Source organism: Nocardia sp. NBC_00565, assembly GCF_036345915.1.
In the GTDB taxonomy this organism is placed as follows: domain Bacteria; phylum Actinomycetota; class Actinomycetes; order Mycobacteriales; family Mycobacteriaceae; genus Nocardia.
The window spans coordinates 6817292-6839221 of the sequence record NZ_CP107785.1; the positions used below are offsets into that span (position 1 = coordinate 6817292).

23 protein-coding genes are annotated in these 21930 nt (G+C 66.0%); 15 read left to right on the forward strand and 8 right to left on the reverse strand.

Annotated features, from left to right (window positions below):
- Window positions 1–13: 13 nt before the first annotated feature.
- On the reverse strand, window positions 14–625 hold the full coding sequence (locus tag OG874_RS31320) for a type IV toxin-antitoxin system AbiEi family antitoxin domain-containing protein (protein WP_330250677.1): 612 nt from the start codon (window positions 623–625) through the stop codon (window positions 14–16).
- Between the two features lie 99 nt (window positions 626–724).
- On the opposite strand from OG874_RS31320, the gene OG874_RS31325 reads away from it, so the two are divergent.
- Window positions 725–1447 carry an LmeA family phospholipid-binding protein gene (locus OG874_RS31325; protein WP_330250678.1) on the forward strand — a complete coding sequence of 241 codons (723 nt, stop codon included), beginning with the start codon at window positions 725–727 and terminating at the stop codon, window positions 1445–1447.
- Window positions 1448–1813: 366 nt separating this feature from the next.
- Here the strand turns inward: OG874_RS31325 and deoC are convergent, their stop codons facing one another.
- A complete protein-coding gene (gene deoC / locus OG874_RS31330) occupies window positions 1814–2500 on the reverse strand; it encodes a deoxyribose-phosphate aldolase (protein ID WP_442943150.1) in 687 nt (228 codons plus the stop codon).
- Between the two features lie 95 nt (window positions 2501–2595).
- Between deoC and OG874_RS31335 the strand changes: the two genes are divergently transcribed.
- Window positions 2596–3171 (forward strand): GNAT family N-acetyltransferase, encoded by a 576-nt coding sequence (locus OG874_RS31335; protein WP_330250680.1) that lies wholly within the window; start codon window positions 2596–2598, stop codon window positions 3169–3171.
- A 116-nt stretch (window positions 3172–3287) separates the two neighbouring features.
- Window positions 3288–4178: a formyltetrahydrofolate deformylase gene (purU, locus tag OG874_RS31340; RefSeq protein WP_330250681.1), complete on the forward strand. Its 891-nt coding sequence runs from the start codon at window positions 3288–3290 to the stop codon at window positions 4176–4178.
- Between the two features lie 31 nt (window positions 4179–4209).
- Here the strand turns inward: purU and OG874_RS31345 are convergent, their stop codons facing one another.
- From OG874_RS31345 to OG874_RS31365, 5 genes are all read right to left on the reverse strand, one after another.
- On the reverse strand, window positions 4210–5244 hold the full coding sequence (locus tag OG874_RS31345) for an alpha/beta fold hydrolase (RefSeq protein ID WP_330250682.1): 1035 nt from the start codon (window positions 5242–5244) through the stop codon (window positions 4210–4212).
- A gap of 623 nt (window positions 5245–5867) precedes the next feature.
- Complete coding sequence (locus tag OG874_RS31350; RefSeq protein ID WP_330250683.1) at window positions 5868–6164, reverse strand: DUF2516 family protein; 297 nt, start codon at window positions 6162–6164, stop codon at window positions 5868–5870.
- A 72-nt stretch (window positions 6165–6236) separates the two neighbouring features.
- Window positions 6237–6881 carry a heparin-binding hemagglutinin gene (locus OG874_RS31355; protein ID WP_330250684.1) on the reverse strand — a complete coding sequence of 215 codons (645 nt, stop codon included), beginning with the start codon at window positions 6879–6881 and terminating at the stop codon, window positions 6237–6239.
- Window positions 6878–7378 carry a helix-turn-helix domain-containing protein gene (locus OG874_RS31360; RefSeq protein WP_330250685.1) on the reverse strand — a complete coding sequence of 167 codons (501 nt, stop codon included), beginning with the start codon at window positions 7376–7378 and terminating at the stop codon, window positions 6878–6880. The genes OG874_RS31355 and OG874_RS31360 overlap by 4 nt, the downstream gene beginning before the upstream one ends.
- Before the next feature lie 103 nt (window positions 7379–7481).
- A complete protein-coding gene (locus tag OG874_RS31365) occupies window positions 7482–8804 on the reverse strand; it encodes a DUF445 domain-containing protein (RefSeq protein ID WP_442943151.1) in 1323 nt (440 codons plus the stop codon).
- 213 nt (window positions 8805–9017) lie between these two features.
- On the opposite strand from OG874_RS31365, the gene OG874_RS31370 reads away from it, so the two are divergent.
- From OG874_RS31370 to OG874_RS31415, 10 genes are all read left to right on the forward strand, one after another.
- Window positions 9018–9698: a TetR/AcrR family transcriptional regulator gene (locus OG874_RS31370; RefSeq protein ID WP_330250686.1), complete on the forward strand. Its 681-nt coding sequence runs from the start codon at window positions 9018–9020 to the stop codon at window positions 9696–9698.
- 321 nt (window positions 9699–10019) lie between these two features.
- Window positions 10020–11459: an ABC1 kinase family protein gene (locus OG874_RS31375; RefSeq protein ID WP_330250687.1), complete on the forward strand. Its 1440-nt coding sequence runs from the start codon at window positions 10020–10022 to the stop codon at window positions 11457–11459.
- Between the two features lie 32 nt (window positions 11460–11491).
- On the forward strand, window positions 11492–12742 hold the full coding sequence (locus OG874_RS31380; protein ID WP_330250688.1) for a saccharopine dehydrogenase family protein: 1251 nt from the start codon (window positions 11492–11494) through the stop codon (window positions 12740–12742).
- A 145-nt stretch (window positions 12743–12887) separates the two neighbouring features.
- The gene (locus tag OG874_RS31385) at window positions 12888–13523 is read left to right on the forward strand and encodes a class I SAM-dependent methyltransferase (protein WP_330250689.1); all 636 of its coding nucleotides are present in this window, start codon (window positions 12888–12890) and stop codon (window positions 13521–13523) included.
- Between the two features lie 358 nt (window positions 13524–13881).
- The gene (locus tag OG874_RS31390; protein WP_330250690.1) at window positions 13882–14286 is read left to right on the forward strand and encodes a hypothetical protein; all 405 of its coding nucleotides are present in this window, start codon (window positions 13882–13884) and stop codon (window positions 14284–14286) included.
- Window positions 14287–14289: 3 nt separating this feature from the next.
- Complete coding sequence (locus OG874_RS31395) at window positions 14290–14958, forward strand: hypothetical protein (protein WP_330250691.1); 669 nt, start codon at window positions 14290–14292, stop codon at window positions 14956–14958.
- Window positions 14955–15650: an ESX secretion-associated protein EspG gene (locus tag OG874_RS31400; RefSeq protein ID WP_330250692.1), complete on the forward strand. Its 696-nt coding sequence runs from the start codon at window positions 14955–14957 to the stop codon at window positions 15648–15650. The genes OG874_RS31395 and OG874_RS31400 overlap by 4 nt, the downstream gene beginning before the upstream one ends.
- A gap of 21 nt (window positions 15651–15671) precedes the next feature.
- Entirely contained in the window at window positions 15672–16517 is an 846-nt protein-coding gene (locus OG874_RS31405; protein WP_330250693.1) for a polyphosphate kinase 2 family protein, read from the forward strand.
- A 145-nt stretch (window positions 16518–16662) separates the two neighbouring features.
- On the forward strand, window positions 16663–17457 hold the full coding sequence (locus OG874_RS31410; RefSeq protein WP_330250694.1) for a DsbA family protein: 795 nt from the start codon (window positions 16663–16665) through the stop codon (window positions 17455–17457).
- Window positions 17454–18020, forward strand: coding sequence for a vitamin K epoxide reductase family protein (locus OG874_RS31415; RefSeq protein WP_330250695.1), 567 nt, complete (start codon window positions 17454–17456; stop codon window positions 18018–18020). The genes OG874_RS31410 and OG874_RS31415 overlap by 4 nt, the downstream gene beginning before the upstream one ends.
- Here OG874_RS31415 and OG874_RS31420 read toward each other — a convergent pair.
- Complete coding sequence (locus OG874_RS31420; protein ID WP_330250696.1) at window positions 18017–19138, reverse strand: S1C family serine protease; 1122 nt, start codon at window positions 19136–19138, stop codon at window positions 18017–18019. The two genes, OG874_RS31415 and OG874_RS31420, sit on opposite strands and share 4 nt — an antisense overlap.
- 121 nt (window positions 19139–19259) lie before the next feature.
- On the opposite strand from OG874_RS31420, the gene OG874_RS31425 reads away from it, so the two are divergent.
- Together OG874_RS31425 and OG874_RS31430 are read left to right on the forward strand one after the other, a co-directional pair.
- Window positions 19260–20312 (forward strand): NAD(P)-dependent alcohol dehydrogenase, encoded by a 1053-nt coding sequence (locus OG874_RS31425; protein ID WP_330250697.1) that lies wholly within the window; start codon window positions 19260–19262, stop codon window positions 20310–20312.
- A gap of 58 nt (window positions 20313–20370) precedes the next feature.
- Window positions 20371–21585 carry an AI-2E family transporter gene (locus tag OG874_RS31430; protein WP_330250698.1) on the forward strand — a complete coding sequence of 405 codons (1215 nt, stop codon included), beginning with the start codon at window positions 20371–20373 and terminating at the stop codon, window positions 21583–21585.
- Window positions 21586–21930: the final 345 nt, after the last annotated feature.

Sequence of the window (21930 nt, forward strand, 5' to 3'; positions counted from 1 at the left end):
ACCGCACCGAACCTCACGATACGACGGTGAGTGCCCGGTACACCCGGGCCGCCGCCCGCGGCGGCAGACGCACACTCGCGGAACGGATTTCGCCGGGATGGCAGCGACGGATGGCAACCGCGTCGCCGACTACCTCGTCCAACGCGGATTGGCCGATATCGGCCTCGGCCAGATCGAGCACCGTGCGCACCGGTGTCGTCACCAGAAATGGACCGGCCGATTCGAGATCGGCGGGGATGAGCGCACGCCGCAGCACCACCAGCCGCGGCGTGACCGGCGGCCGGCCCGCACCGACCGACATATGTAGGAAGCGCGGCCGTAGTCGGCCGAGTCCGTGCAGCTCGGCCGCGCTCTGATGCGATACCACGGCGGCCCCGTCGAACCAGGCGGCCCACATGGCGTACTCGTCGAGCGGACCCGCGGGCCAGTCGGCCAACCGCAGCAGCCCCACCCCGGCCCGCGTCACCGATCCGTCGCCGAGCCCGGCGCGCACCCGTGCTTCACATCCGGTGCGCAGTACCTGTCTGGTGGTGAAGAACCCGGCATGGCGCCCGGCCAATCGCCGCAGGACACGCCACCCGTGGTCCGCGGAATCGAGGGCGCGGCCCGCCGCATCGCCAGCCATGCCGACCAGGCTACGCTCGAACTCTGTGTCACATGTCACAATCAAGCCCCTCACCGCGCCCTCATAGCGACCACAGAAAAGTCCGGAAGAATCGAGCGCATGAGTACGAAGAGCCCATCTACCCCGACGCGCAACCGGCGTGCCCTGGTGATCGCCCTGGTTGTGGTCGCGATTCTGCTCGCTACCGTGCTGGTCGGCGGGGAGGCGTATGCGCGGCACCTGGTCTCGCGTTGCATCAGCAGCCAATTCGAGAAGGAGATGGGTTCGAAGATCGATGTGAGCTTCGGACCCAAACCCATGCTGATCACCTGGATCGACGGGAAGGTCGGCCAGGTGAAGGTGAACAGCGACGACTCGAAGTTCGGTCCGGCCGTCGGCATGGTGGTGCACGCCAAGTTCAACGACATCGAGGTCTCCAACGGCGGCAAGAACGTGATCGGCAGTTCCTCGGCCGATGTCACCTGGGGCAACGACGGCATCCGGGAGACGCTCGGCGGTCTGGTCAGCGGTGTGACGTCCTCCGCGTCGAGCGGGATGCTGACCCTCGATGTGCTCGGCGGGATCTCGGAACTGCAGGTGAAGCCGCAGGTGAAGGACGGAACCGTGCAGGTGGAGACCATGTCGGCGTCACTGCTGGGTATGGGCCTGCCGACCGACCTGGTGCAGGGCATCGTGGAGGTGTTCACCGAGAGCCTGCAGAGCTACCCGCTCGGCTTGAAGGCCACCGAGGTCAAGGTGACCGATAACGGCATCGCGGTGCAGCTCGCGGGCGGTCGCACCGAACTCCCCGCAGCTCAGGCCGACAACAACATCAAGTGCTGACGGTCAGGGGCACTCCCGGATTCAGCACGCACCGAACTGGTGTACCTGCTCGAAAGCGACACGGCAGACGCGGAATACGCACTGCGCCTGGGTGATCTATCGCTGTTTCCGGCGCGGCAGGTACGGACCGAATGAGCTCGTGCGACTACCGATCCGGTTCTTCGCCGTTGACGCCTACGAGGAACCGTACCGGGCCGGGCTTCCCGCAGTGGCTCGCGGAACCGGCCCACCATCGGAGCAGTGGCGTAATTTCGGCCGGCACATCTCGCCACTGCGGTGATGGGTCGCGGCGGCACCGACTGCCGCGCCGATCGGTCTCAGCGTGCGAAAAGTGCACGGCCGGGCCGGTTCTGCTCGGGGACTGGATCAGGCCGGGAAACCTTCCAGCACCGCACGGGATTTGGAGAGTCCGAGGCGGGTAGCCCCCGCCGCGATGAGTGCGGCGGCGGCTTCGGAGGTTCGGATGCCACCGCTGGCTTTCACGCCGAGACGGCCGCCGACAGTCTCGGCCATCAACTCGACCGCGTGCACACTCGCACCACCGGCCGGGTGAAATCCCGTAGAGGTCTTCACGAAACCGGCGCCGGCACGCTCGGCGACCCGGCAGACCTCCACGATCGCGGCATCGGGCAGCGCCGCCGATTCGATGATCACCTTGAGCAGCGCGCGATCCCCCATTGCCTCACGCACCGTGACGATGTCGGAGAGCACGGCGGTGTAATCGCCCGCGAGCGCGGCGCCGACATCGATCACCATGTCGACCTCGGCCGCGCCCTGCTCGACCGCCAGCCTTGCCTCGGCGCCCTTCACGAGCGAATGGTGCTTGCCCGAAGGGAATCCGGCGACGGTCGCGACGACCAGCCCGGGCGCGCGCACCGGCAACATAGCGGGCGATATGCAGATCGCGTACACACCGAGTTCGCGCGCCTCGGTCACCAACGCGTTCACCTCGGCGGGCGTCGCCTCCGGCGCCAGTAACGTGTGATCGATGATGGCGGCCACTTCGGCCCTGGTCAGCGACGCGGAATTTGCCACAAGGTGAGAGTCTGGCATACCGGTGGCGAATTCCATTGCGTGCCTCCGACGCATCGCGCACACTCGATAGCGCAGGTGCGGCTGGCCCAACTTGTGTAGGAGGAGACGACACCTTGCTGATCCGTCGCGAACGCGCCGACGATGCCGCCGCGATCGCGGCCGTCCACCGCAGCGCCTTCGGACCGCAGTGCGCGAACGGCGATGACGACCGGAACGAGGTGGCCGAACTCACCGGCGAACCCGCCGACCAAGGGGCCGCCGACCCGCCCGAGGTCGATCTGGTCACCCGGCTGCGCAGCGACTCCGGTTGGATCCCCACCCTCTCGATGGTCGCGGTCGAATACGACACCGTCATCGGCCATGTCTGCCTCACCCGTGCCGGCGTCGGCCCATTCCCGGTGCTCGCCCTCGGCCCGATCGGCGTCCTGGTCGAACATCAGGGCAACGGCGTCGGCGCTGCCATGATGCACGCCGCCCTGGGCGCCGCCGACGCCCTCGACGAACCCCTCATCGGCCTACTCGGCAGCCTCGACTACTACCCACAATTCGGCTTCGTCCCCGCCGCCCGCCTCAGCATCACCCCCGACGAACCGACCTGGATCTCACACTTCCAGGTTCGCCCGCTGGCGGCATATGACTCCCAGATCACCGGCGAATTCCAGTACGCGGAACCGTTTTACGATCTGTGAGGGTAGAGCCGCCGATCCGGAGCAGGCTGCCGAGGCAACGCCGACACCTCCCACAGCGTCACAGCGCGAGCAAACCTCTTGTACGGGCGCCCGGGGCGACCTGGGAGGATGAGGCAATGAGTTCCGCCCCACCCGTCCTGGACGATCGCCGCTTCGTGCTGACCCTCGGCTGCCCGGACCGTCCCGGCATCATCGCGAGGATCACCTCGTTCATCGCCGAATTCGGCGGGTCCATTGTGGAGGCCGGTTACCACTCCGATGCGGATATCGGCTGGTTCTTCACCCGCCAGGCGATCAAGGCATCGACAGTGCCGTTCGACATAGCGGAACTGCGCGACCGGTTCGCGGCCGTGGCGGCCGACTTCGGCCCGGAGACGGAATGGCAACTGCTCGACTCCGGCGAACGCCGCCGGGCCGTACTACTGGTCAGCAAGGATGGGCATTGTCTGCACGATCTGCTCGGCCGCGCCGCCAGCGGTGAACTGCCCGCCACCATCGAGGCGGTGATCAGCAATCACCCGGATCTCGCCGAAATGACCGAGGCGCACGGCGTGAAGTTCCATCACGTGTCCTTCCCGAAGGACCCGGCCGAACGTGGCCCCGCCTTCGAAGAGGTCCGCGCCCTGGTCGACGCCCACGACCCGCACGCCGTCGTCCTCGCCCGCTTCATGCAGGTGCTGCCCGCCGAACTCTGCGAACACTGGGCGGGCAAGGCGATCAACATCCACCACAGCTTCCTGCCCTCCTTCGTCGGCGCCCGCCCCTACCACCAGGCCTTCGCCCGCGGCGTCAAACTGATCGGCGCAACCTGCCACTACGTCACCGCCGAACTCGACGCGGGCCCGATCATCGAACAGGACGTTATCCGCATCGACCACGCCGACGAGGTCCGCGATATGGTCCGCCAAGGCCGCGATATCGAACGCGTAGTCCTGGCCCGCGGCCTCCGCTGGCACCTGGAAGGCCGAGTCCTGGTCCACGGCCGCCGCACCGTCGTCTTCAACTGACCGCCGGCCGGCGGGCTCTACCGGAGCGGCCTCACCCGACAGCTTCCATGGGTTGGCGCACCGACTCGAGAACCAGGGCCAATTCCTCGTTGAACCGCTCGAACATCTCGGTGTTGCCCAGATGGCCCGTCGGCAATACCTCGTACTTGACCAAACTGCCGGTCTCCCTGAGCATCTCGACGATGCGCTCGGAGTGCACCGGCGGCGTCATATCGTCGAACTCGCCGGCCAGGATCGTGGTCGGCACAACGAGATTGCGCGCCGACTCACCGAGATCCAGTTCGGCGAGCAGGATTCCGAACTTCGCGCGCACCCGAGCCGGGCACGAGCGAACGATCGACATGCTGTAGTCGACCACGTCACCGGTCGAGCGCAGGCTCATGATCTGCCGGGTGAAGGCCCACTTCACCGGGGCGATCGGCGGGAAGACGATCGGCGTGCCGAGCCCGAGGCGGCCGATGAAGTGCGGCAACGGAATTCGCAGCTTCAGCAGCGGGAGCGGTGCGTTGCAGAACGGCACGACGGTGGTCTCGGCGACCAGCTGGCCGGGGGCGGTGTTGGTCAGCAGCACGGCGAGCGCCTGCTTCGCGACCCGGTCGGGATAGCGACCGGCCCAAGCCTGCAGAGTCATGCCGCCCAGGCTGTGACCGACCAGCACGGCCCGCTCGCCGGGGCGCAGTGTCGCGTCGAGCACGGCGGCCAGATCGTCGGCGAGCAGATCGGTGGTGAGCGGGCTCGAGCCCGGCTCGCTCTCGCCGTGGCCGCGCACGTCATAGGCGATGACGCGGTACTCATCGGCAAACGCGTTGATCTGGGCATTCCAGTATTCGATGGCGCAGGTCCAGCCGTGCACCAGCACGATCGTCGGCGCGTCGGCCGGTCCGTAGGCGTGTACGCGCAGCCGCGCACCATCACCGGTACTGACCGGGACTACCTCATACGGCGCGGTCGGTGGATTCAATGCCGCGGTCGCGTAGGTACGGGACCGCAGGTTGGCGCGGTAGGTGTGGACCAACCCCCGGATCTGCCCCGGGAAGTCCACGAATGCTTGCGGCATTGCACGCATCGGACACTCCTTTGTGTTACTCCTCGATACAGTAACTCCGATTCGCGCCGCTTGCTAGTGCAAGCACCCAGAAAGTTATCCGAAATTCCCATGCCCAGACTTGCGAGCCACCCCCGGCCGGACGCCGTACCCATCTCGACCACACGGCCGCCACCAGCGCGAACAGCGCTGAACATGCACCGTCGACCATGTATCTGCCAAGTATCGGAAGCCCCGAGCCGGAACTTGTGAACCACCCGAACCAGGCCGCGACCCAACGAAGCCGCTGCTACCAGCGCAGACCAGGCTGAATTTCGCCCACTTTCGGCCGCGTCCGCCAGATATCCGCACCCGGACTTGCGAACCCCAACCCAACAGCACAGCCGCCAGCAGCGCAGACCACGCTGAACGCCCTCCGACCACCCGCCCGCCCGAAATCCGAAGCTCCCGCGCCTCCCCCCTGTGAACAACCCACCAGGCGCACCGCAACCAGACACCACCCGGCGGCGCGCCGCAGCAGCACGGACCGCGCTGATATGTCTCTCAGCCGTTCATCGGCGAGGTATATCGTCTGCGTCAGCCGCAAATCGACCAGCTACCGAAGCCTGCTTCCAGACCCCAGCGCTACCTCGACCAGGGCGGCACTACCAGCGCGGACCGCGCTGAATCTCATCCACCTTCGGCCGGACATCGGCCAGGTAGATGCCGGTGGCGATGATGGCGATCAGGGCGAGCAATGAGGTGACGCTCAGGGAGAGCAAGAGGAACAGCAGTGCGGCGCACAGGATTGCGATCCAGATCGGTTTGGTCAGCTTGTCGACTGCGGTGAAGGCGTCGGGGCGCTGGCGGATGGCGTGAATCAGCGCGAAAATCGTCGCGCCGAGCGCCAAAAGCCGCAGCCCGTTCAAAATCCAGCCGGCCAATCCATGCGCTGTGTCCACCAGCCCATCATAGAAGCAACGACCCCGCACACGCCGGGTGTGCGGGGTCGTCGGGTCGAGATGTGAAGCGCGTCAGGCCTTCTTCGGAGCCGCCTTCTTGGCCGCGGCCTTCTTGGCGGGCGCCTTCTTGGCCGGGGCCTTCGGGGCGATGTCGGTCACGGCGGGCTCGGTCTCGGTGGTCACATCGACAACCTCGGCCTCGACGACCGGCTCGGCCACGGCCTCTTCGTCTTCCTTGACCGGGCGACCGAGCAGCTCGTTGACCTTGCCGACCACATCCTCGGCGCGGCCGGCCGCATCCTTGTACAGGGTCTCGACGCGCTCGATCTGATCCTCGACCAAGTGGTTGGCGCGCAGCCGCTCGACGGTCTCCTCGCCACGCACGGCCAGATCCGCGTAGATGTCGAGGACCTGGGCGTAGTACTTCTCGGCGAGCGCCTTCAGCTCCTCCGAGGTGAACTTCTCGCGCAGCTCGGCGAGGTCCTCGGGCAGCTCCGACGGCAGCCCGGACAGCCGCTCGCGCAGCGTCTCGAACTGGGCCCGCACATCGGCGGGCACAGTGGCGAAGCGCTCACGTGCCTCTTCGACACGACCGGTGACATCGGCGGTTGCGGCGCGCTCACGCACCTGGGTGACGGCGTCGACAACCGCGGTGTACACGGCATCACCGGCACCGACAGTCGCGAACAGTGGCTTGATGGTGGAGTTCTCGGTCATTCTTCGCTCTCCTGGCGTGGCGGAGTTGGTGTTGTGCTCGGAACGTCGCTGTCCCATTCATCCCCCCCTGGTTCGCTTCCCCCATTTTCCCGGCGAAACGATTCATAGATGTCCAGCAGCACCTGCTTCTGCCGTTCACTGATGAAAGTGTCGGCAAGCAGGGCATCCCGGACCGGACTGTGCGGCCGCTGCTCGAGATAGCCAGCCCGTACATACAACACCTCCGAAGAGACCCGCAGTGCCTTGGCTATCTGCGCGAGTACTTCGGCGGACGGATTGCGCAATCCGCGCTCGATCTGACTGAGGTATGGATTGCTCACTCCCGCCAGGGTGGCGAGCTGACGCAACGAGACTTGCGCGGCTTCTCGCTGTGCCCTGATGAAACCTCCGATGTCGTGTGCCGCGGTGGCCACACGTGCCGCTTTGTCGCCGACACCGCCGGATTTCTCCGGCGGTTCATCGGTGTACTCGGCGGAACCTTCGGGCTGGTCTGCCATCACTCACCTTCTGGCGGTTGTACGTATCCGATTCTAGGGCAGGGTGCTAGCTATTGCAAGCACCCTGCTAGCACTTTTTCAGCAAACTTTCGGCGCGCGATGGTCAGCCGCCGAACATCACCTGCGAAATCGTGTAGATCACCAGCCCCGCCAGCGATCCCACGACGGTGCCGTTGATGCGAATGAATTGCAGATCGCGACCGACCTGCAATTCGATCTTCTTACTCGCTTCCTCGGCGTCCCACCTGGCAACCGTATCGGTGACCAGAGTGGTGATCTCCCCGGCATAGTTTCCCACCAGATACCTGGCACCGCGGTCGATCCACCCGTCCACTTTCGCGCGCATCTCGGCGTCATCACGCAGCCGTTCACCAAGTTGCTGCACATTCTCGGCCACCTTGCGGCGCAGCGTGGAGCTCGGATCGTCGGCCGATTCCAAGATCAGCCGTTTGGCCGCGCGCCAGGTCGCCTCGGCCATGCCGGTTATTTCCTCACGGCCCATGATCTGCGCCTTGATCCGCTCCGCCTTTTTGATCATGGCGTCGTCGTGCTGGAGGTCATAGGCGAAATCCTCGAGGAACTTGTTCGCCGCGAGCCGCACCTCGTGCTCCGGATTCGACCGTACCTTCCAGGTGAACTCGACCAGCTCCCGATAGATCTTTTCTGAAAGCAGAATGTTTACAAATTTCGGAGCCCACTGCGGCGCATCCCGCAAAACGATCCGGTCGATCGTCTCCTGCGAACCCAGCGCCCACTGGTGCGCGCGCTCGGCAAGCATGTCCAGCAGCGGCAACTGCCGATTGTCGGCCAGCAGTTCGGCGAGCACCCGGCCGATCGGCGGACCCCACAGCGGTTCGGCGATCCGCTTGACGATCGTATTGTCGATGACCTGCTCGACGTCCTCGTCCCGCAGCACCCCGACCACCGCGCGCAGGATGGTCGAACTCTCCTCGGCCACCCGGCCCGCATGTCCGGGATCGGCCATCCAGCGCCCGACCCGCCAGGAGACCTGCGCCGAATTCACCTTCGCCGAGACCACATCCGGGGCAAGGAAATTCGAGCCGACGAAGGAGCCGAGGCTGGCACCGAGCTGATCCTTCTTCTTGCGGATGATCGCGGTGTGCGGGATCGGCAGGCCGAGCGGATGGCGGAACAGCGCGGTCACCGCGAACCAGTCGGCGAGCGCGCCGACCATGCCCGCCTCGGACGCGGCCCGCAGGTAACCGACCCAATCACCGCCCGCCCCGCGCGATTCCAGCCAACGGCAGAACAGATAGATCACCGTCGCGAAGGCCAACAACCCGGTGGCCAGCGCCTTCATCTTGAACAGATCGCGGCGCTTGCCCTCGTCATCGACGAAGGCCGCGAAACTGGTCGGTGCCGCGGGCGCGTCCAGAACCGCGATGTTGCCGGGAGCTTTCTCCATGACATCCATTCTGCTGTGTGTTACCGAGCGACCTCGCTACCGATGCCGAACACACCCGATTGTGTGCTTCCTGCCGCAACCACGACCCAAACGCGCATGTGGGTCGCTGCCTGGACCTAAGCTGGGGGTCCACGAGCCGCACAAACGAGGGAGCCCACGCTGTCCACCGAAGACCTTGTCGATGTCGGCGAACTCGCCGAGCGACCGGCAGCGGTGCGCACCGGCCGGCCGGACGGCCGCAAGCGCCGATGGCGGCAGCACAAGATCGACCGCAGGGAAGAGCTGGTCGACGGCACCCTCGCGGCCATCCGCGCCCGCGGCAGCAATGCGGGTATGGATGAGATCGCCGCGGAGATCGGCGTCTCCAAAACCGTGCTCTACCGCTACTTCTCGGATAAGAACGACCTGGTCCACGCGACCATGCAGCGGTTCATCGAGACCACGCTGATGCCGCGGGTGTACGAGGCGATCAGCCTGGACGCGGACGAATACCACCTGGTGCGCTCGGCGCTGGCCGCCTATGTCGGCACAGTCGACGAGGACCCCGAGGTCTACCGGTTCATCATGGGCAACGGTTCGACCGATCAGTCCTCGCTCGCGGAATTCGAGAAATTGTTCGCCGATGTCGTCACCACGGTCATCGTCGATCGCGGCGCGGAGCACGGATTCGCGACCGATGGCGCACTGCTCTGGTCCTATGTGCTGGTCGGCGGCATCCAGCTGGCCACGCACTGGTGGACCACGGATAAGGCGATGTCGCGTGAGGAAGTCATCGACTACCTGACCATGATGGCCTGGAGCGCCATCGAAGGGATGGCGCGCGCCGGCGGTTCGCGCGCGATCTTCAACGCGCAGCCGCACATCCTGCCGGACCCGCCGAAGACCGACGCCTGACGCGCTAGCTCCCGGATTCCGCGCCGACGGCGCGATGCTCGCATGGCCACCCGAAGCGACTGCTCGCGGGCGGTTGTGAACTGATCATCCGGCTGACTTCGAGCCGCTAACAGGCCGCTAGCTGGGGCGCTAGCTGAAATTGTGAAGGCAGTCTCGACATTGCCGCGACGTTGGCTACGCTGAACCCGAGCGGTGCGTGGTGTCCCACATCACCGCCTTCGCGCAACGCCTGTTGGCGGTCTGCGCGGGTTGCTACGTGGTCTCGCAAGCTACTGCCTGCGCGCCCGTCGCTCCGACCGCGGCACCAATGGAGGTACCTCGATGGCGAAGCAAGTGCCGACTTCTCGGCTTGCGCGTGGCACCAAACTGGGTGCGGTGGCAGCCAGTTCGGTGATCCGGACCCAGCGCACGCGGCTATCGATGCGGGGCAGGTCGGAGGCCGTGCGCGCGAAGATGGCCGAGGAATCGATGATCCGCACCACCGAGCAGGTGGTCATGGTCCTCGGGACCATGAAGGGCATCGCGATGAAGCTGGGCCAGATGATGTCGGTGCTCGATCTGGACCTGGTACCCGAGAATCACCGCGAACGTTTCCAGAAGCGACTGGCCGTGCTGCGCAATGCGGCTCCTACCGTGGCTTTCGACGGTATGCGGCAGGTGATCGAGGAGGACTTCGGGCAACCGCTGGACGCGGTATTCGCCGAATTCGAACCGGAACCCATCGCCGCGGCCTCGATCGGTCAGGTGTACCTGGGGCGACTGCACGACGGACGTCGGGTCGCGGTGAAGGTGCAGTACCCCGGCATCGACGCGGCGGTGCGCGCGGACCTCAAGAATCTGGCGATGTTCCGGCGCGTGCTGCAATCGGCGATGCCCTGGGTGACGCCGGCCGTACTGGACGAACTGCGCCTCAATATGGAGAGCGAGCTCGACTACCACGCCGAGGCCGATACCCAGCTGCAGATCGCCGAGCTCTACGCCGGACATCCGTTCATCATGGTGCCGCGCTCACTGCCCGAACTCAGCACGACGCGGGTGCTGGTCAGTGAGTACGTGGCGGGCAAGGGATTCGAAGAGATCCGACAGCTGCCCGTGGCCGAGCGCGATCGGATCGGCGAGATCATCTACCGCTTCTATGTCGGTTCGCTGTTCGCCTTCAACGAATTCTGCGGCGATCCGCATCCGGGCAATGTGCTGCTGGCCGATGACGGACGGGTCGGCTTTCTCGACTTCGGCCTGTTCAATCGGATGGACCCCGAACATGTGCGGTTCGAGACGATCTGCCTGCGCGCGGCGGCCGAGGACAGAGCCGAAGACCTGCGGCAGTTGATGATCGAGCGCGGTGTGATCGACTCGCCCGACGAGATCGGGGCCGAGGAATGCCTGGAATACGTACTGGCGGCGTCGGAATGGTGTCTGACCGACGAGGAACTGACCATTACGCCCGAGCTCGCCAGCGGTGCGTTCCTGCTCGCGGTGGATCCGCGGGCCAGCGAGTTCGCCGGGATGAAACAGCAGAATCTGCCACCGGAGCACCTGTTCTCGCGCCGCGCCGACTTCCTCACCTTCGGCATGCTCGGCCAACTCGAGTGCACCGCGAACTGGCACAAGATCGCCCGTGAATGGCTCTACGACGAGCCGCCGGTCACCGAATTGGGTAAGACCCACCGCGAGTGGTTGGTCCAGCGTCCGCCGACGCCGACCAAGAGGCCGCGGACGCGGGCGAAGAAGCCCGCCGCCCGCGGTTCCAGCGCCAAATAAGTCCACAACAGCATCTATCGAAACGGGAGACCATGGCAGACAACCGAGAATTCGACCTAGTGCTGTTCGGCGCAACAGGTTTCGTCGGCAAGCTCACCGCGCAGTACCTGCTTTCGGCGGCGCCCGCCGGGGCGCGCATCGCACTGGCGGGGCGCTCGCTCGAGAAATTGAGCCGGGTTCGCGAGGAGCTCGGTGCGGATGCCGAGAATTGGGGTCTGGTCGTCGCGGATTCGACCGATCAGGCCGAGCTCGACGCACTCGCCGCGCGGACCACGGTCGTGGTGACCACCGTCGGTCCGTACCTGCGCTACGGCCTACCCTTGGTGGCCGCGTGCGCGAAGGCCGGGACCCACTACGCCGACCTCACCGGTGAGCCGCTGTTCATTCGGGACGCCATCGATCGGTACCACGAGCAGGCCGTGGAAACCGGCGCGAAGATCGTGAATTCCTGTGGCTACGACTCGATTCCGTCGGATCTGAGCGTGTACCAGCTGTATCAGCGTTCGGTCGCGGACAACACCGGCGAGCTCGAGGAGACCACGCTGATCGCATCGCTGAAGGGCGGCGTGAGCGGCGGCACCATCGACTCCGGCCGGGCCATGATGGAGGCCATCGCGGCCGATCCGTCCAAGGGTTCGGTGATGAGCCACCCATACTCGCTGAGCCCCGATAAGACGATGGAGCCGAAGCTCGGCCGCCAGACCGACCAGGCGCTGCAGCGCGCCAACACCATCGACCCCAGCCTCGACGGCTGGGTCAGCACCTTCGTGATGGCCGCGCACAACACCAAGATCGTGCGCCGCACCAACGGCCTGCTCGGCTGGGTCTACGGCAAGAACTTCCGCTACCGGGAGGTGATGAGCGCGGGCAAGTCCCCCGCCGCGCCACTGGTGGCCGCCGGCATGGCGGGCGGCATCGTGGCGACGATGGCGGCGGGCGCGGTGCTGTCGCGAGTTGCGGTGGGGCGCAAGCTGCTCGACCGAATCGTGCCGAAGCCCGGCACCGGGCCGAGCGAACAGGCCCGCACCAGTGGGTGGTTCACGATGAAGACCTACGCGCGAACGTCCTCGGGCGCGAAGTACGTTGCGACGTTCGCCGGTACCGGCGATCCCGGATACCAGGCGACGGCCGTGATGCTCGGCCAGGCCGGGCTGTGCCTGGCGTTCGACGGTGCGAAGCAGCCGGAATTGGCAGGCATCCTCACGCCCGCCGCGGCAATGGGCGATGCGCTGACCGATCGGTTGCGGGCGGCAGGCATGACCATCGAGGTCGAGCGCACGTAGTGCCCGCTGGGCGGTGGCCGAGCTGCCACCGCCGCGAGCGGCGCAGCGCCCAAGGACGAGGAGCCCCAATGAGATTGCCACCCGGCCCGGACGGGCGTCATCGGTGCGCCACCGCCGGCATGTCCACGGCCGCCAGGCAGGTTCGATGAACCTTGCGCGACGCACCATGAACGCTCCAGCCCTCGCCGCGATCTACGAAAAGGCCTGGCGGCCGACGCTGTTCTACCTGGCCAGCGGTCGCAGCACCGCCGCCGACCGGCGCGACGCCCGCGCCACGCTGCGCTTGGACGGGTCCAAGAAGGTACTCGATATCGCTTGTGGGCCTGGCAATTTCACTCGATACCTCAGCAATGCGCTATCCGGGGACGGCTACGCCATCGGCCTCGACTACTCCGAACCGATGCTCGCCCGCGCCATCACCGACAATGCGGGTCCACGCGTCGGCTACCTCCGCGGCGATGCCTGCACCCTGCCCTTCGCCGACGGCACCTTCGACGCCGTCTGCTGCTTCGGCGCGCTGTACCTGATCCCCGACCCGATCGCCGCCACCCGCGAAATGATCCGAGTCCTCACCCCCGGCGGCCGCATCGCCATCACCACCAGCCACCGCGCCGATAACCCATTCGGCCGCGCGAGCCGAGTCGTAGGCAGCTGGAGCGGACTACGCGTCTTCGACAACAACACCTTCCCAACGCTATTCGCCGAAGCAGGCCTGCTCGATATCGATCAGCAGATCCACCGCCTCCTGCAATACATCAGCGCCACCCGCCCCACCGCATAGCCCCGCAACTCTCCCGCGCGCACCTTCTGCACGCCGCCGCCCTACCGCACAAAACACCGCACCCAACCCGAACTCTGCGCGAACACCAAAAGGTATGCGACGAGCAAGATCCCAGCGCGCCGAAGCCTCTCGTCCGGTGCGCTCGGCCACGATGGACTTGCACGGAACGCCCTTCCGTGCACCGACACCACCAGCCAAAATCAACCGGCCGGCCTGGACCAGTGGCCGGTGTAGCCAACCGAGGGTGTGCCACTTCACAGCGGCACGGCGCACTCACAAGCGCTACACGGGGCGTTACCGGACGGTAAAGTGCCGGTACCAGTGCGGTGGGTGGACCGAGCGTAAGGGGGCGACCCAGATGGCGGTACCCGATACCGGGCAGCGGATGGCCCGACAGCTCTACGCCGCCGCCACCGGTGCGAGCGGCGGCGAACCCTTCGAGCTGGCCGCTGATGTCGCCGAAAACCTCGCCGCCGCCTGCGACAAGCTCGTCGATGACCTGCAAAAGGCCACGGCCACCGGACATTTCGTCACCGAGGTACACGGCTTTCCCGACCTACCCACGGGGCACGGACTAGCGAAGGGCTTCGGCGACAAGGGCACCCAGTTCCTCGACACGGTCACTGCCTTCCTGGAAACCGCCCTGCTGTACAAGGCCGCCTACCTGGCCGCGGGTAAGCGATTCGAGGATGCCGAGGCCGCCAATCGCGCCGCGCTACAGCTGATCACCGAATACCTCGAGCACGGCGACGAAAGCCGCTGACCCATGGCAGATTCCGCGACCCGAGCCGCCGCCGACGCCATCCGGGCCCAGCAGCGCGCGCTCGCCAACTCCGTCGGATCGGCAAGCGGCGGAACCGATCCCGCCTACGTCCCGGAGCGTGAACTGTTCGGCGGGTATACGCATCAGGAGATCTGGGATCAAGTGCACGAGGTCATCGATCCCGCCGCGCTCGGCCGGGTCGCCGATGCCTGGCGCGCCAATGCCGCCGCGATCGCCGAGGCATTCCAAGCCTTCTCCGACGCCACCAACCGCGAATTCGCGCGCTGGTCCGGCCGTTCGGCCGACGCGGCACTGCGCGCCACCCGCGAATTCGTCCGCGCCGGCGCCGAGGCACACGATGTCTGCCGCGCGGTGCAGCGCTTGATGGAACTCAATTCCGATGCGGCACAGGCCATCCGAGCGGCGATTCCGCCGCCGTCGCAGTATCGTGCTCTGGAAGATCCGGCCGCCGAAGCCATTCACGGCGGACAACGCAGGATGGACCACGACATGGCCGCTGCCACGGCGCAGGCCGATGTCCAGGACACGATGACCTACGTCTACACCCCGATCATGCCCGCCTCGGGCGATCGTGTCCCCCGGTTCACACCGCCACCCGACGGTCCACATATCGCGCGGCCGAACTCCGGCAGCGGGGGCGGCGCACGGTGAAATGGGTATTCACCCCGGACGAATTCACGCATGTCTGGGAAAATGAAACGAGCCTCGACCGCCGCCCCTACCCGGTCAACCTGGCTCCCGCGGCCACCGTGCGCACCGAATCCGAGTACGCCGCACTGCGATTGCCGCAGCGCTTCGCCCGCCAGGCGGACGCGGATCTGGCCGCGGCGCTCATGCTGTGCGCCCGCAACGATGCCACCACCATCACCATTTCCGGCGAATCGGGCGGCAAGCGGATCCTGGTCTTCGCCGCGGCGGTGCACAACCATGCGGGCATCCTGGTCGCCGACCACGACAAGGTGACGGTGCGTATGTGCCACGCCCGCAACCTCGGTAAGCATCTGGTCGAGATCATCGGCTCGGCCGAACCGGGCAAGCTCGCACTCATGCGAGAGCCGCAGGACGCGGTGCTGAACTCCGAGGACGCCGAAACCGCGACCAATGGCCATCGTCGCGCCGCCCGCTTCCGCAACACCCTCCGAAAACCGGTGGACGGTCGCGGTTTCATCACCGTGACCGTAGAGCCCGACAATCCGATGTCGCCGCCCACCCGCCACCGCAGCTGGCTCGACTTCACCGGCGACGGGCGCTACCTGCTCACCACCTCGCACGATCTGATCCTCGCCCCGGTCACCGACGAGGATTTCGCCGATCAATTGCTCCGCCTCGCGCAGATCCGCTGAGTACGGCCATAGGATGCGTAGATGGCGAAGAACTGGTCTCTTCCGCCCATCGAGGCCCTGCGGGCCGATGGATTGCGCATCGCTGATCTCGATACCTCCGGCACGCCGGGATTCAAGGGCGACAAGGCGCAGGGCCTGGAGTTGCTGAGCGCACGCACCACGGTGTTGTCGGATCTCCAGGAGAAGCTCTACGCCAACGGCCGTTCCGGCGATACCCGCAGCGTGCTGCTGGTGCTGCAGGGTATGGACACGGCGGGCAAGGGCGGCATCGTCCGCCACGTCATCGGTTCGGTGGATCCGCAAGGCGTCGACCATGCCTCGTTCGGAGTGCCGACCGCGGAGGAGAAGAGGCACCACTACCTGTGGCGCATCCGCAAGGCACTGCCGCGCGGCGGACAGCTCGGCGTCTTCGACCGCTCGCACTATGAGGATGTACTGGTCGTGCGGGTGCATGATCTGGTGCCGCCGCAGGTCTGGGAACCGCGCTACGACGAGATCAACGCCTTCGAGCGGGAACTGGTCGACGAGGGCACCACGGTGGTGAAGGTCGCCATGTTCGTCTCCCTCGACGAGCAGAAGAAGCGGCTGCGCGAACGTCTGGAGCGACCGGACAAGTACTGGAAGTTCAACCCCGCCGATATCGACGAACGCGGCTACTGGCCCGCCTATCAAGAGGCCTACCAGGTGATGCTGGACCGAACCTCGACCGACTACGCGCCATGGCATGTGATCCCGGCCAACCGCAAATGGTTCTCCCGCGTCGCCGTCACCGAATTGCTCATTGATGCGCTGGACCGGCTGAAACTCGACTGGCCACCGGCCCAGTTCGATGTCGAAGCGCAGAAGCACCGCCTCGCAGAGGCTTGAACGCGGGTTCAGCCCGGACCAAGGTTCCTCTCAGGTTGACCACGGATGATGTGGGCCGTGCCCGTCCACGCCTTGGGTGAGTTCCGGATCTACCATCGTGGCGGCAGAGAACCGGCAGGCAAGCGAAAGGCGTGGTGAACGCACGGTGAGCAACAAACCGGGTGGCAAGAGGAATCCGCTCGCGGCGGCGGAACGCGCCGACCGCAACCGCAAGATCTTCATCCAGGTAGCCGTGGCTGTCGTGCTGGTCGGGCTCGTCGCGGCGATCGGTATCGGGATCGCGGTGAAGAACGCCCGCAAGAACGATCCCGGCCCCACCCCTGCCATCGCCGCGACAGCGCCACAGAACCCCAACGGCGTCGTCGCCAGCATCACCGATACCGGTGCGATCCGCATCGGCAAGCCAGATGCGAAAGTCACCGTCCGCGTAGTCGCCGACCTGCAGTGCCCGGCCTGCAAGGCCTTCGAGGCCGCCAACGCCCAAGCGCTCACCGATGCCGTCGACAGCGGCACCGCCATCGTCGAATACAACATCATCTCGTTCCTGGACAAGGCCTCCACCACCAAGTACTCCTCACGCGCCGCCAACGCGTCCTATTGCGTCGCCGAATCGGACCCGACGAAGTACCTGAACTGGCTGACGACGATGTTCGCGCAGCAGCCCGCCGAGGGTAGCGCCGGCCTGACCGACGACCAACTGATCACCATCGCCCAGCAGGCCGGTTTCACCGATCCCGCGGTCGCGCAGTGCGTCAAGGACAACAAGTACAGCAAGTACGTCCAGGCGAAGACCAAAGCCGTGTTCGACACCGGCGTCAAGTCGACCCCGACCATCTACGTCAATGGCACCGAGGTCAACAGTCAGCAGATCGCCACGCCGGCCGGCCAGTTCGCGCCCGGTGCGATGACAGCGGTGATTACCGCCGCCGCAGCCAAGTGAACACGACCGCATCCAGGTCCGCCTGGGTGCTGTTGATCGGCGGGCTGGCGGGCTGGCTCGCCTCGGTCACCCTGACGATCGAGCGGTTCAAGCTGTTCACCGATCCGGGCTATACCCCCTCGTGCAGCCTCAACCCGATTCTGTCCTGTGGGAGCGTGATGACCACCGAGCAGGCCGCGCGGTTCGGCTTCCCCAATCCGATCATCGGCATCGTCGGCTTCTCGGTGGTGGTCACCCTCGCCGTGCTCGCGGTCGCCGGTGTGCGGTTTCCGCGCTGGATCTGGGCTGGGCTGTGGGTGGGCACCGTGCTCGGCACGATCTTCATCTGCTGGCTGATCTTCCAGAGCCTGTACCGGATCGGCGCGCTGTGCCCGTACTGCATGGTGGTGTGGGCCATCATCACGCCGCTGCTGGCGGTGGCCACCGAACAGTTGTGGGGTGGTTCGCGCGGTGCGCTCGGTGTGGTCGTCGAGTGGCGCTGGACGTTCGTCGCAGTGTTCTACGCCGTGGTGTTGCTGCTGATCTTCCTGAAGTTCCAGGATTACTGGCTGTCGCTGGTCTAGTTCGGGGCGCCCAGCGCGAGTACGACACTGACGGTGCGCTGTGCTCCGCTCGTGCCCAGGACACCGAGCTGTACCGTGTCGTCGGGTTTGCGCACGTTGATGGCGGCGCGCAAGGCCTTCGCGGAGCTGATGTCGCGACCGTCGATCGAGGTGATCACATCGCCGTCGACGAGTCCGGCCGCGTAGGCCGGTAGTCCGTACAGCGCGACATCCACCCGTGCCCCACTGGGTCTCGCATCCGAGATCAGCACGCCGAGGGTAGCGGTCGGCCCGATGTGCACGGTGTCGGTCGGCGTGCCGGAACGAATCTGACGCACCACGCGCATGGCGGTATCGATCGGCACGGCATAGCCGTTCGGTGTGCGCCCGTCCTCGCGCGCCGTCTCCCCCGATGCGGCGGTGATCACGCCGACCACCGTCGCGCCCGGATCGGCGAGCGCGCCGCCGGACTGCCCCGCACTCACCGGCGCGGCGATCTCCACCATCCCGGTCAGCGATTTGCGCGTCATATCCGAGGCGTTGAGCGCGACGATGGTGCTGTTCAGACCGGTGATATTGCCCTGGATCGCGGTCGGGGTGCCGCCGGTGCCGCCCGCATTGCCGATGGCGAGCACCTCTTCGTGTAAGCGCAGCTCGCCGGAGTTGCCGATGCGCGCGATCACCAGATCCGCTGCGCCGGACATTTCCAACAGCGCGATATCCGCGGTGGAGTCGTAGCCGAGCACCTTCGCGTCGTAGACGGTGCCATTGCCGACATCGGTGACGGTCACGGTATCCGCGCCCTTCACCACATGATGGCTGGTCAGCACCTGTCCGTCGGCGGTGAGCACGATGCCGGACCCGGCCGCGCCCAGCCCGAACGGCCGCGCGGAGGTGCTGATATTCACCAGCGCCGGTTCGACGGCCTGCGCTACCGCCATGGGATCGAGCGGTGGCAGCGGTTCGAGCAGAGCGGGCGCGACGTCTGCCACGCCGGACGGCGAAGACCAGTCGGGCAGCTCACCGCGGAAACCGAAGAACGCGGCCACCGCGAGCATGACGGCCACGAAGAGCGCCAGCGCGCGCCCGCCGCCGCCGACTCGCGGCCTCTCGGGCGCGCGGTGCCGCTCGTCGTCCATCGCTCTCCCGCCTCCGGCTGGGCCTTTGACCAATTCCATTGTGGCCGGAGATCTGCACCGTAGATCACGAAACGGGCGAGGCAATTGGCCAAAGCTGCCATGCACCGGTAGGCATGTACGCATGACCGTTGCTGCTGCCTACGCCATGTCCGCACCCGATGAGGCCTTCGAGAAGGTCACCATCGAACGCCGGGAACTCGGGCCGCGCGATGTGCTGATCGACGTCAAGTACGCGGGCATCTGCCACTCCGATATCCACACCGCCCGCGACGAATGGGGCGGCGCCAAGTACCCGTGCGTCCCCGGCCACGAAATCGCGGGCATCGTCGCCGCGGTCGGTGGCCAGGTGACCAAGCATCAGATCGGCGATCGGGTCGGCGTCGGCTGCATGGTCGACTCCTGCGGCGTCTGTGGTCCCTGCCTGGCCAATGAGGAGCAGTACTGCGACAACGGGGCCACCATGACCTACAACACCCCGGTGGATCCGGCGATCCAGCCCGGCGGTCACACGATGGGCGGCTACTCCACCCACGTCGTGGTCACCGAAAACTTCGTGGTGTCCATTCCCGAAGGCATCGGACTCGACGTCGCCGCGCCGCTGCTGTGTGCGGGCATCACATTGTTCTCCCCACTGCGGCACTGGAATGCGGGCCCGGGCAAACGGGTCGCGATCATCGGTATGGGCGGGCTCGGACATGTCGGGGTGAAGATCGCCGCGGCGATGGGCGCCGAGGTCACGGTGCTGAGCCATTCGCTCAGCAAGCAGGAGGACGGCAAGCGTTTCGGCGCGCAACACTACTACGCGACCGGCGACAAGCAGACCTTCCGCGACCTGCGCAACCGTTTCGACCTCATCCTCAATACTGTCTCGGCCGACCTGCCGATCAACGATTACCTGCGCCTGCTGAAGCTGGACGGCACTCTGGTGATCCTCGGTATTCCCGAAAATCCATTGAGCGTCAAACCTTTCATTATCGCCGGGTACCGGCGGGCGCTGGCGGGTTCGATGATCGGCGGTATCGCACAGACCCAGGAGATGCTGAACTTCTGCGCCCAACACGGGATCGGCGCGGAGATCGAGCTGATCTCCGCCGACGAGATCGATGGGGCCTACGACCGGGTCGTCGCCAGCGATGTGCGCTACCGGTTCGTCATCGACGCCTCGACGATCTGACCGCTCGGACGCGCATGTCGTCGAGCGAACCCGGCTGGCGGCTGGGTAGTTTGGCGATGTGCCCGCGGATGAAGATCAATCGCCGCCCGACAATGATGCGACGGTCACCGATACCGCTGTGGTCACCGCCGATGTGACGGCCGGGCCGCCGCCGTGGCTGTTGCGTGCGTTCCTGCTCGCCGCGGCGACGGTGGCCGGGCTGGTGTTCGGCTTCTGGATGCTGCAGAAGCTGCAGGGATTCCTGCTCGTGCTGCTGGTTTCGCTGTTCCTGGCGTTCGCGATCGAACCCGCGGTGAACTGGCTCGCGGCGCGCGGAATGCGGCGTGGGGCGGCGACCGGACTGGTGTTTCTGGTGGTGACAGTCGCTTCCGTCGCATTCATCTGGACGCTCGGCGCGTTGCTCGTCGATCAGGTCACCGCGCTGGTCAAGAACGCACCCGACTATGCCGATGACGTGGTCCAGTGGGTGAATCGCACCTTCAAGACCGATATCTCGGGTGAGGATATCGAGAAGTACGCCACGGACTGGAGCTCGACCATCGACAAGTATCTGGTCGGGTTGGCGGGCAATGCGTGGGGTATCGGGACCGCTGCGATCGGTGCGATCTTCCAGGCGCTCGGCGTACTGCTGTTCACCTACTACTTCGCCGCCGACGGCCCACGGTTCCGCAATGCCGTTTGCTCGCTGTTGCCGCCGCACCGGCAGCGCCCGGTGCTGCGGGCCTGGGATATCGCCGTCGAAAAGACCGGCGGCTACATCTATTCGCGCGGATTGCTCGCACTCTGTTCGGCCATCGCGCATTACGTCGCGCTGCGGGTGCTGGATGTGCCGTCCGCGTTCGCGCTCGCGCTGTGGGTCGGCGTTGTCTCGCAGTTCATTCCGACGGTCGGCACCTATCTCGCCGGTGCGCTGCCGGTGCTGGTCGCGCTGGTGCACAGCCCGGCGGACGCGCTGTGGATTCTCGGCTTCATCGTGGTGTACCAGCAGTTCGAAAACTATGTCCTGCAGCCGAGAATCACCGCGACCACGCTGGATATGCATCCAGCCGTCGCCTTCGGCGCGGTTATCGCGGGTGCGGCGATACTCGGTCCGACCGGTGCGCTGCTCGCGATTCCGGTCACCGCGACCGTGCAGGCCTTTTCCGGTGCCTACATCCGCCACTACGACGTCGAAGCGGATACCGATAAGCCGCCACCACCGAAGAAACAACGAAAGTGGATCCGGCAGTTGACCATTCGTCTCACCGGCCGCGGGCGGCCACCGACCGAGTAGACATCACCCGCTGAGGGCGGTCGAACACCTCCTCGGCGCGGTCCCGCGTCTGATACATGGCCCAGACCGTGTCCGCGATCCGGTCTGGGTCGAGAGCGTGCCCGTCGGCGATTCCATACTCGGCCGGGCCAGCGGTGACCATAGCGTTGATATCGCCGCGTTCTACCAGGCCACCGACGGTGAGGGGTGAGAACTGTTGTGCTGTTCGTCAGCGTTTCTCGGTGTTCCTCTGTGTTTGTCGACCGTGAGATGTGGGGTGCAAGATCGGGGGTGTGTTGTCGGTACCCGGCCGCTGTGGAACACGATCAACTTGAACACGTGTAATTCACACGGGTATTCGCGTTC

Coding starts and splice junctions, on each gene's coding strand:
- OG874_RS31320 (WP_330250677.1), bottom strand. CDS start 625: ATGGCTGGCGATGCGGCGGGCCGCGCCCTCGATTCCGCGGACCACGGG.
- OG874_RS31325 (WP_330250678.1), top strand. CDS start 725: ATGAGTACGAAGAGCCCATCTACCCCGACGCGCAACCGGCGTGCCCTG.
- deoC (WP_442943150.1), bottom strand. CDS start 2,500: ATGCCAGACTCTCACCTTGTGGCAAATTCCGCGTCGCTGACCAGGGCC.
- purU (WP_330250681.1), top strand. CDS start 3,288: ATGAGTTCCGCCCCACCCGTCCTGGACGATCGCCGCTTCGTGCTGACC.
- OG874_RS31345 (WP_330250682.1), bottom strand. CDS start 5,244: ATGCGTGCAATGCCGCAAGCATTCGTGGACTTCCCGGGGCAGATCCGG.
- OG874_RS31355 (WP_330250684.1), bottom strand. CDS start 6,881: ATGACCGAGAACTCCACCATCAAGCCACTGTTCGCGACTGTCGGTGCC.
- OG874_RS31360 (WP_330250685.1), bottom strand. CDS start 7,378: ATGGCAGACCAGCCCGAAGGTTCCGCCGAGTACACCGATGAACCGCCG.
- OG874_RS31365 (WP_442943151.1), bottom strand. CDS start 8,804: ATGGAGAAAGCTCCCGGCAACATCGCGGTTCTGGACGCGCCCGCGGCA.
- OG874_RS31375 (WP_330250687.1), top strand. CDS start 10,020: ATGGCGAAGCAAGTGCCGACTTCTCGGCTTGCGCGTGGCACCAAACTG.
- OG874_RS31380 (WP_330250688.1), top strand. CDS start 11,492: ATGGCAGACAACCGAGAATTCGACCTAGTGCTGTTCGGCGCAACAGGT.
- OG874_RS31385 (WP_330250689.1), top strand. CDS start 12,888: ATGAACCTTGCGCGACGCACCATGAACGCTCCAGCCCTCGCCGCGATC.
- OG874_RS31390 (WP_330250690.1), top strand. CDS start 13,882: ATGGCGGTACCCGATACCGGGCAGCGGATGGCCCGACAGCTCTACGCC.
- OG874_RS31395 (WP_330250691.1), top strand. CDS start 14,290: ATGGCAGATTCCGCGACCCGAGCCGCCGCCGACGCCATCCGGGCCCAG.
- OG874_RS31405 (WP_330250693.1), top strand. CDS start 15,672: ATGGCGAAGAACTGGTCTCTTCCGCCCATCGAGGCCCTGCGGGCCGAT.
- OG874_RS31420 (WP_330250696.1), bottom strand. CDS start 19,138: ATGGACGACGAGCGGCACCGCGCGCCCGAGAGGCCGCGAGTCGGCGGC.
- OG874_RS31425 (WP_330250697.1), top strand. CDS start 19,260: ATGACCGTTGCTGCTGCCTACGCCATGTCCGCACCCGATGAGGCCTTC.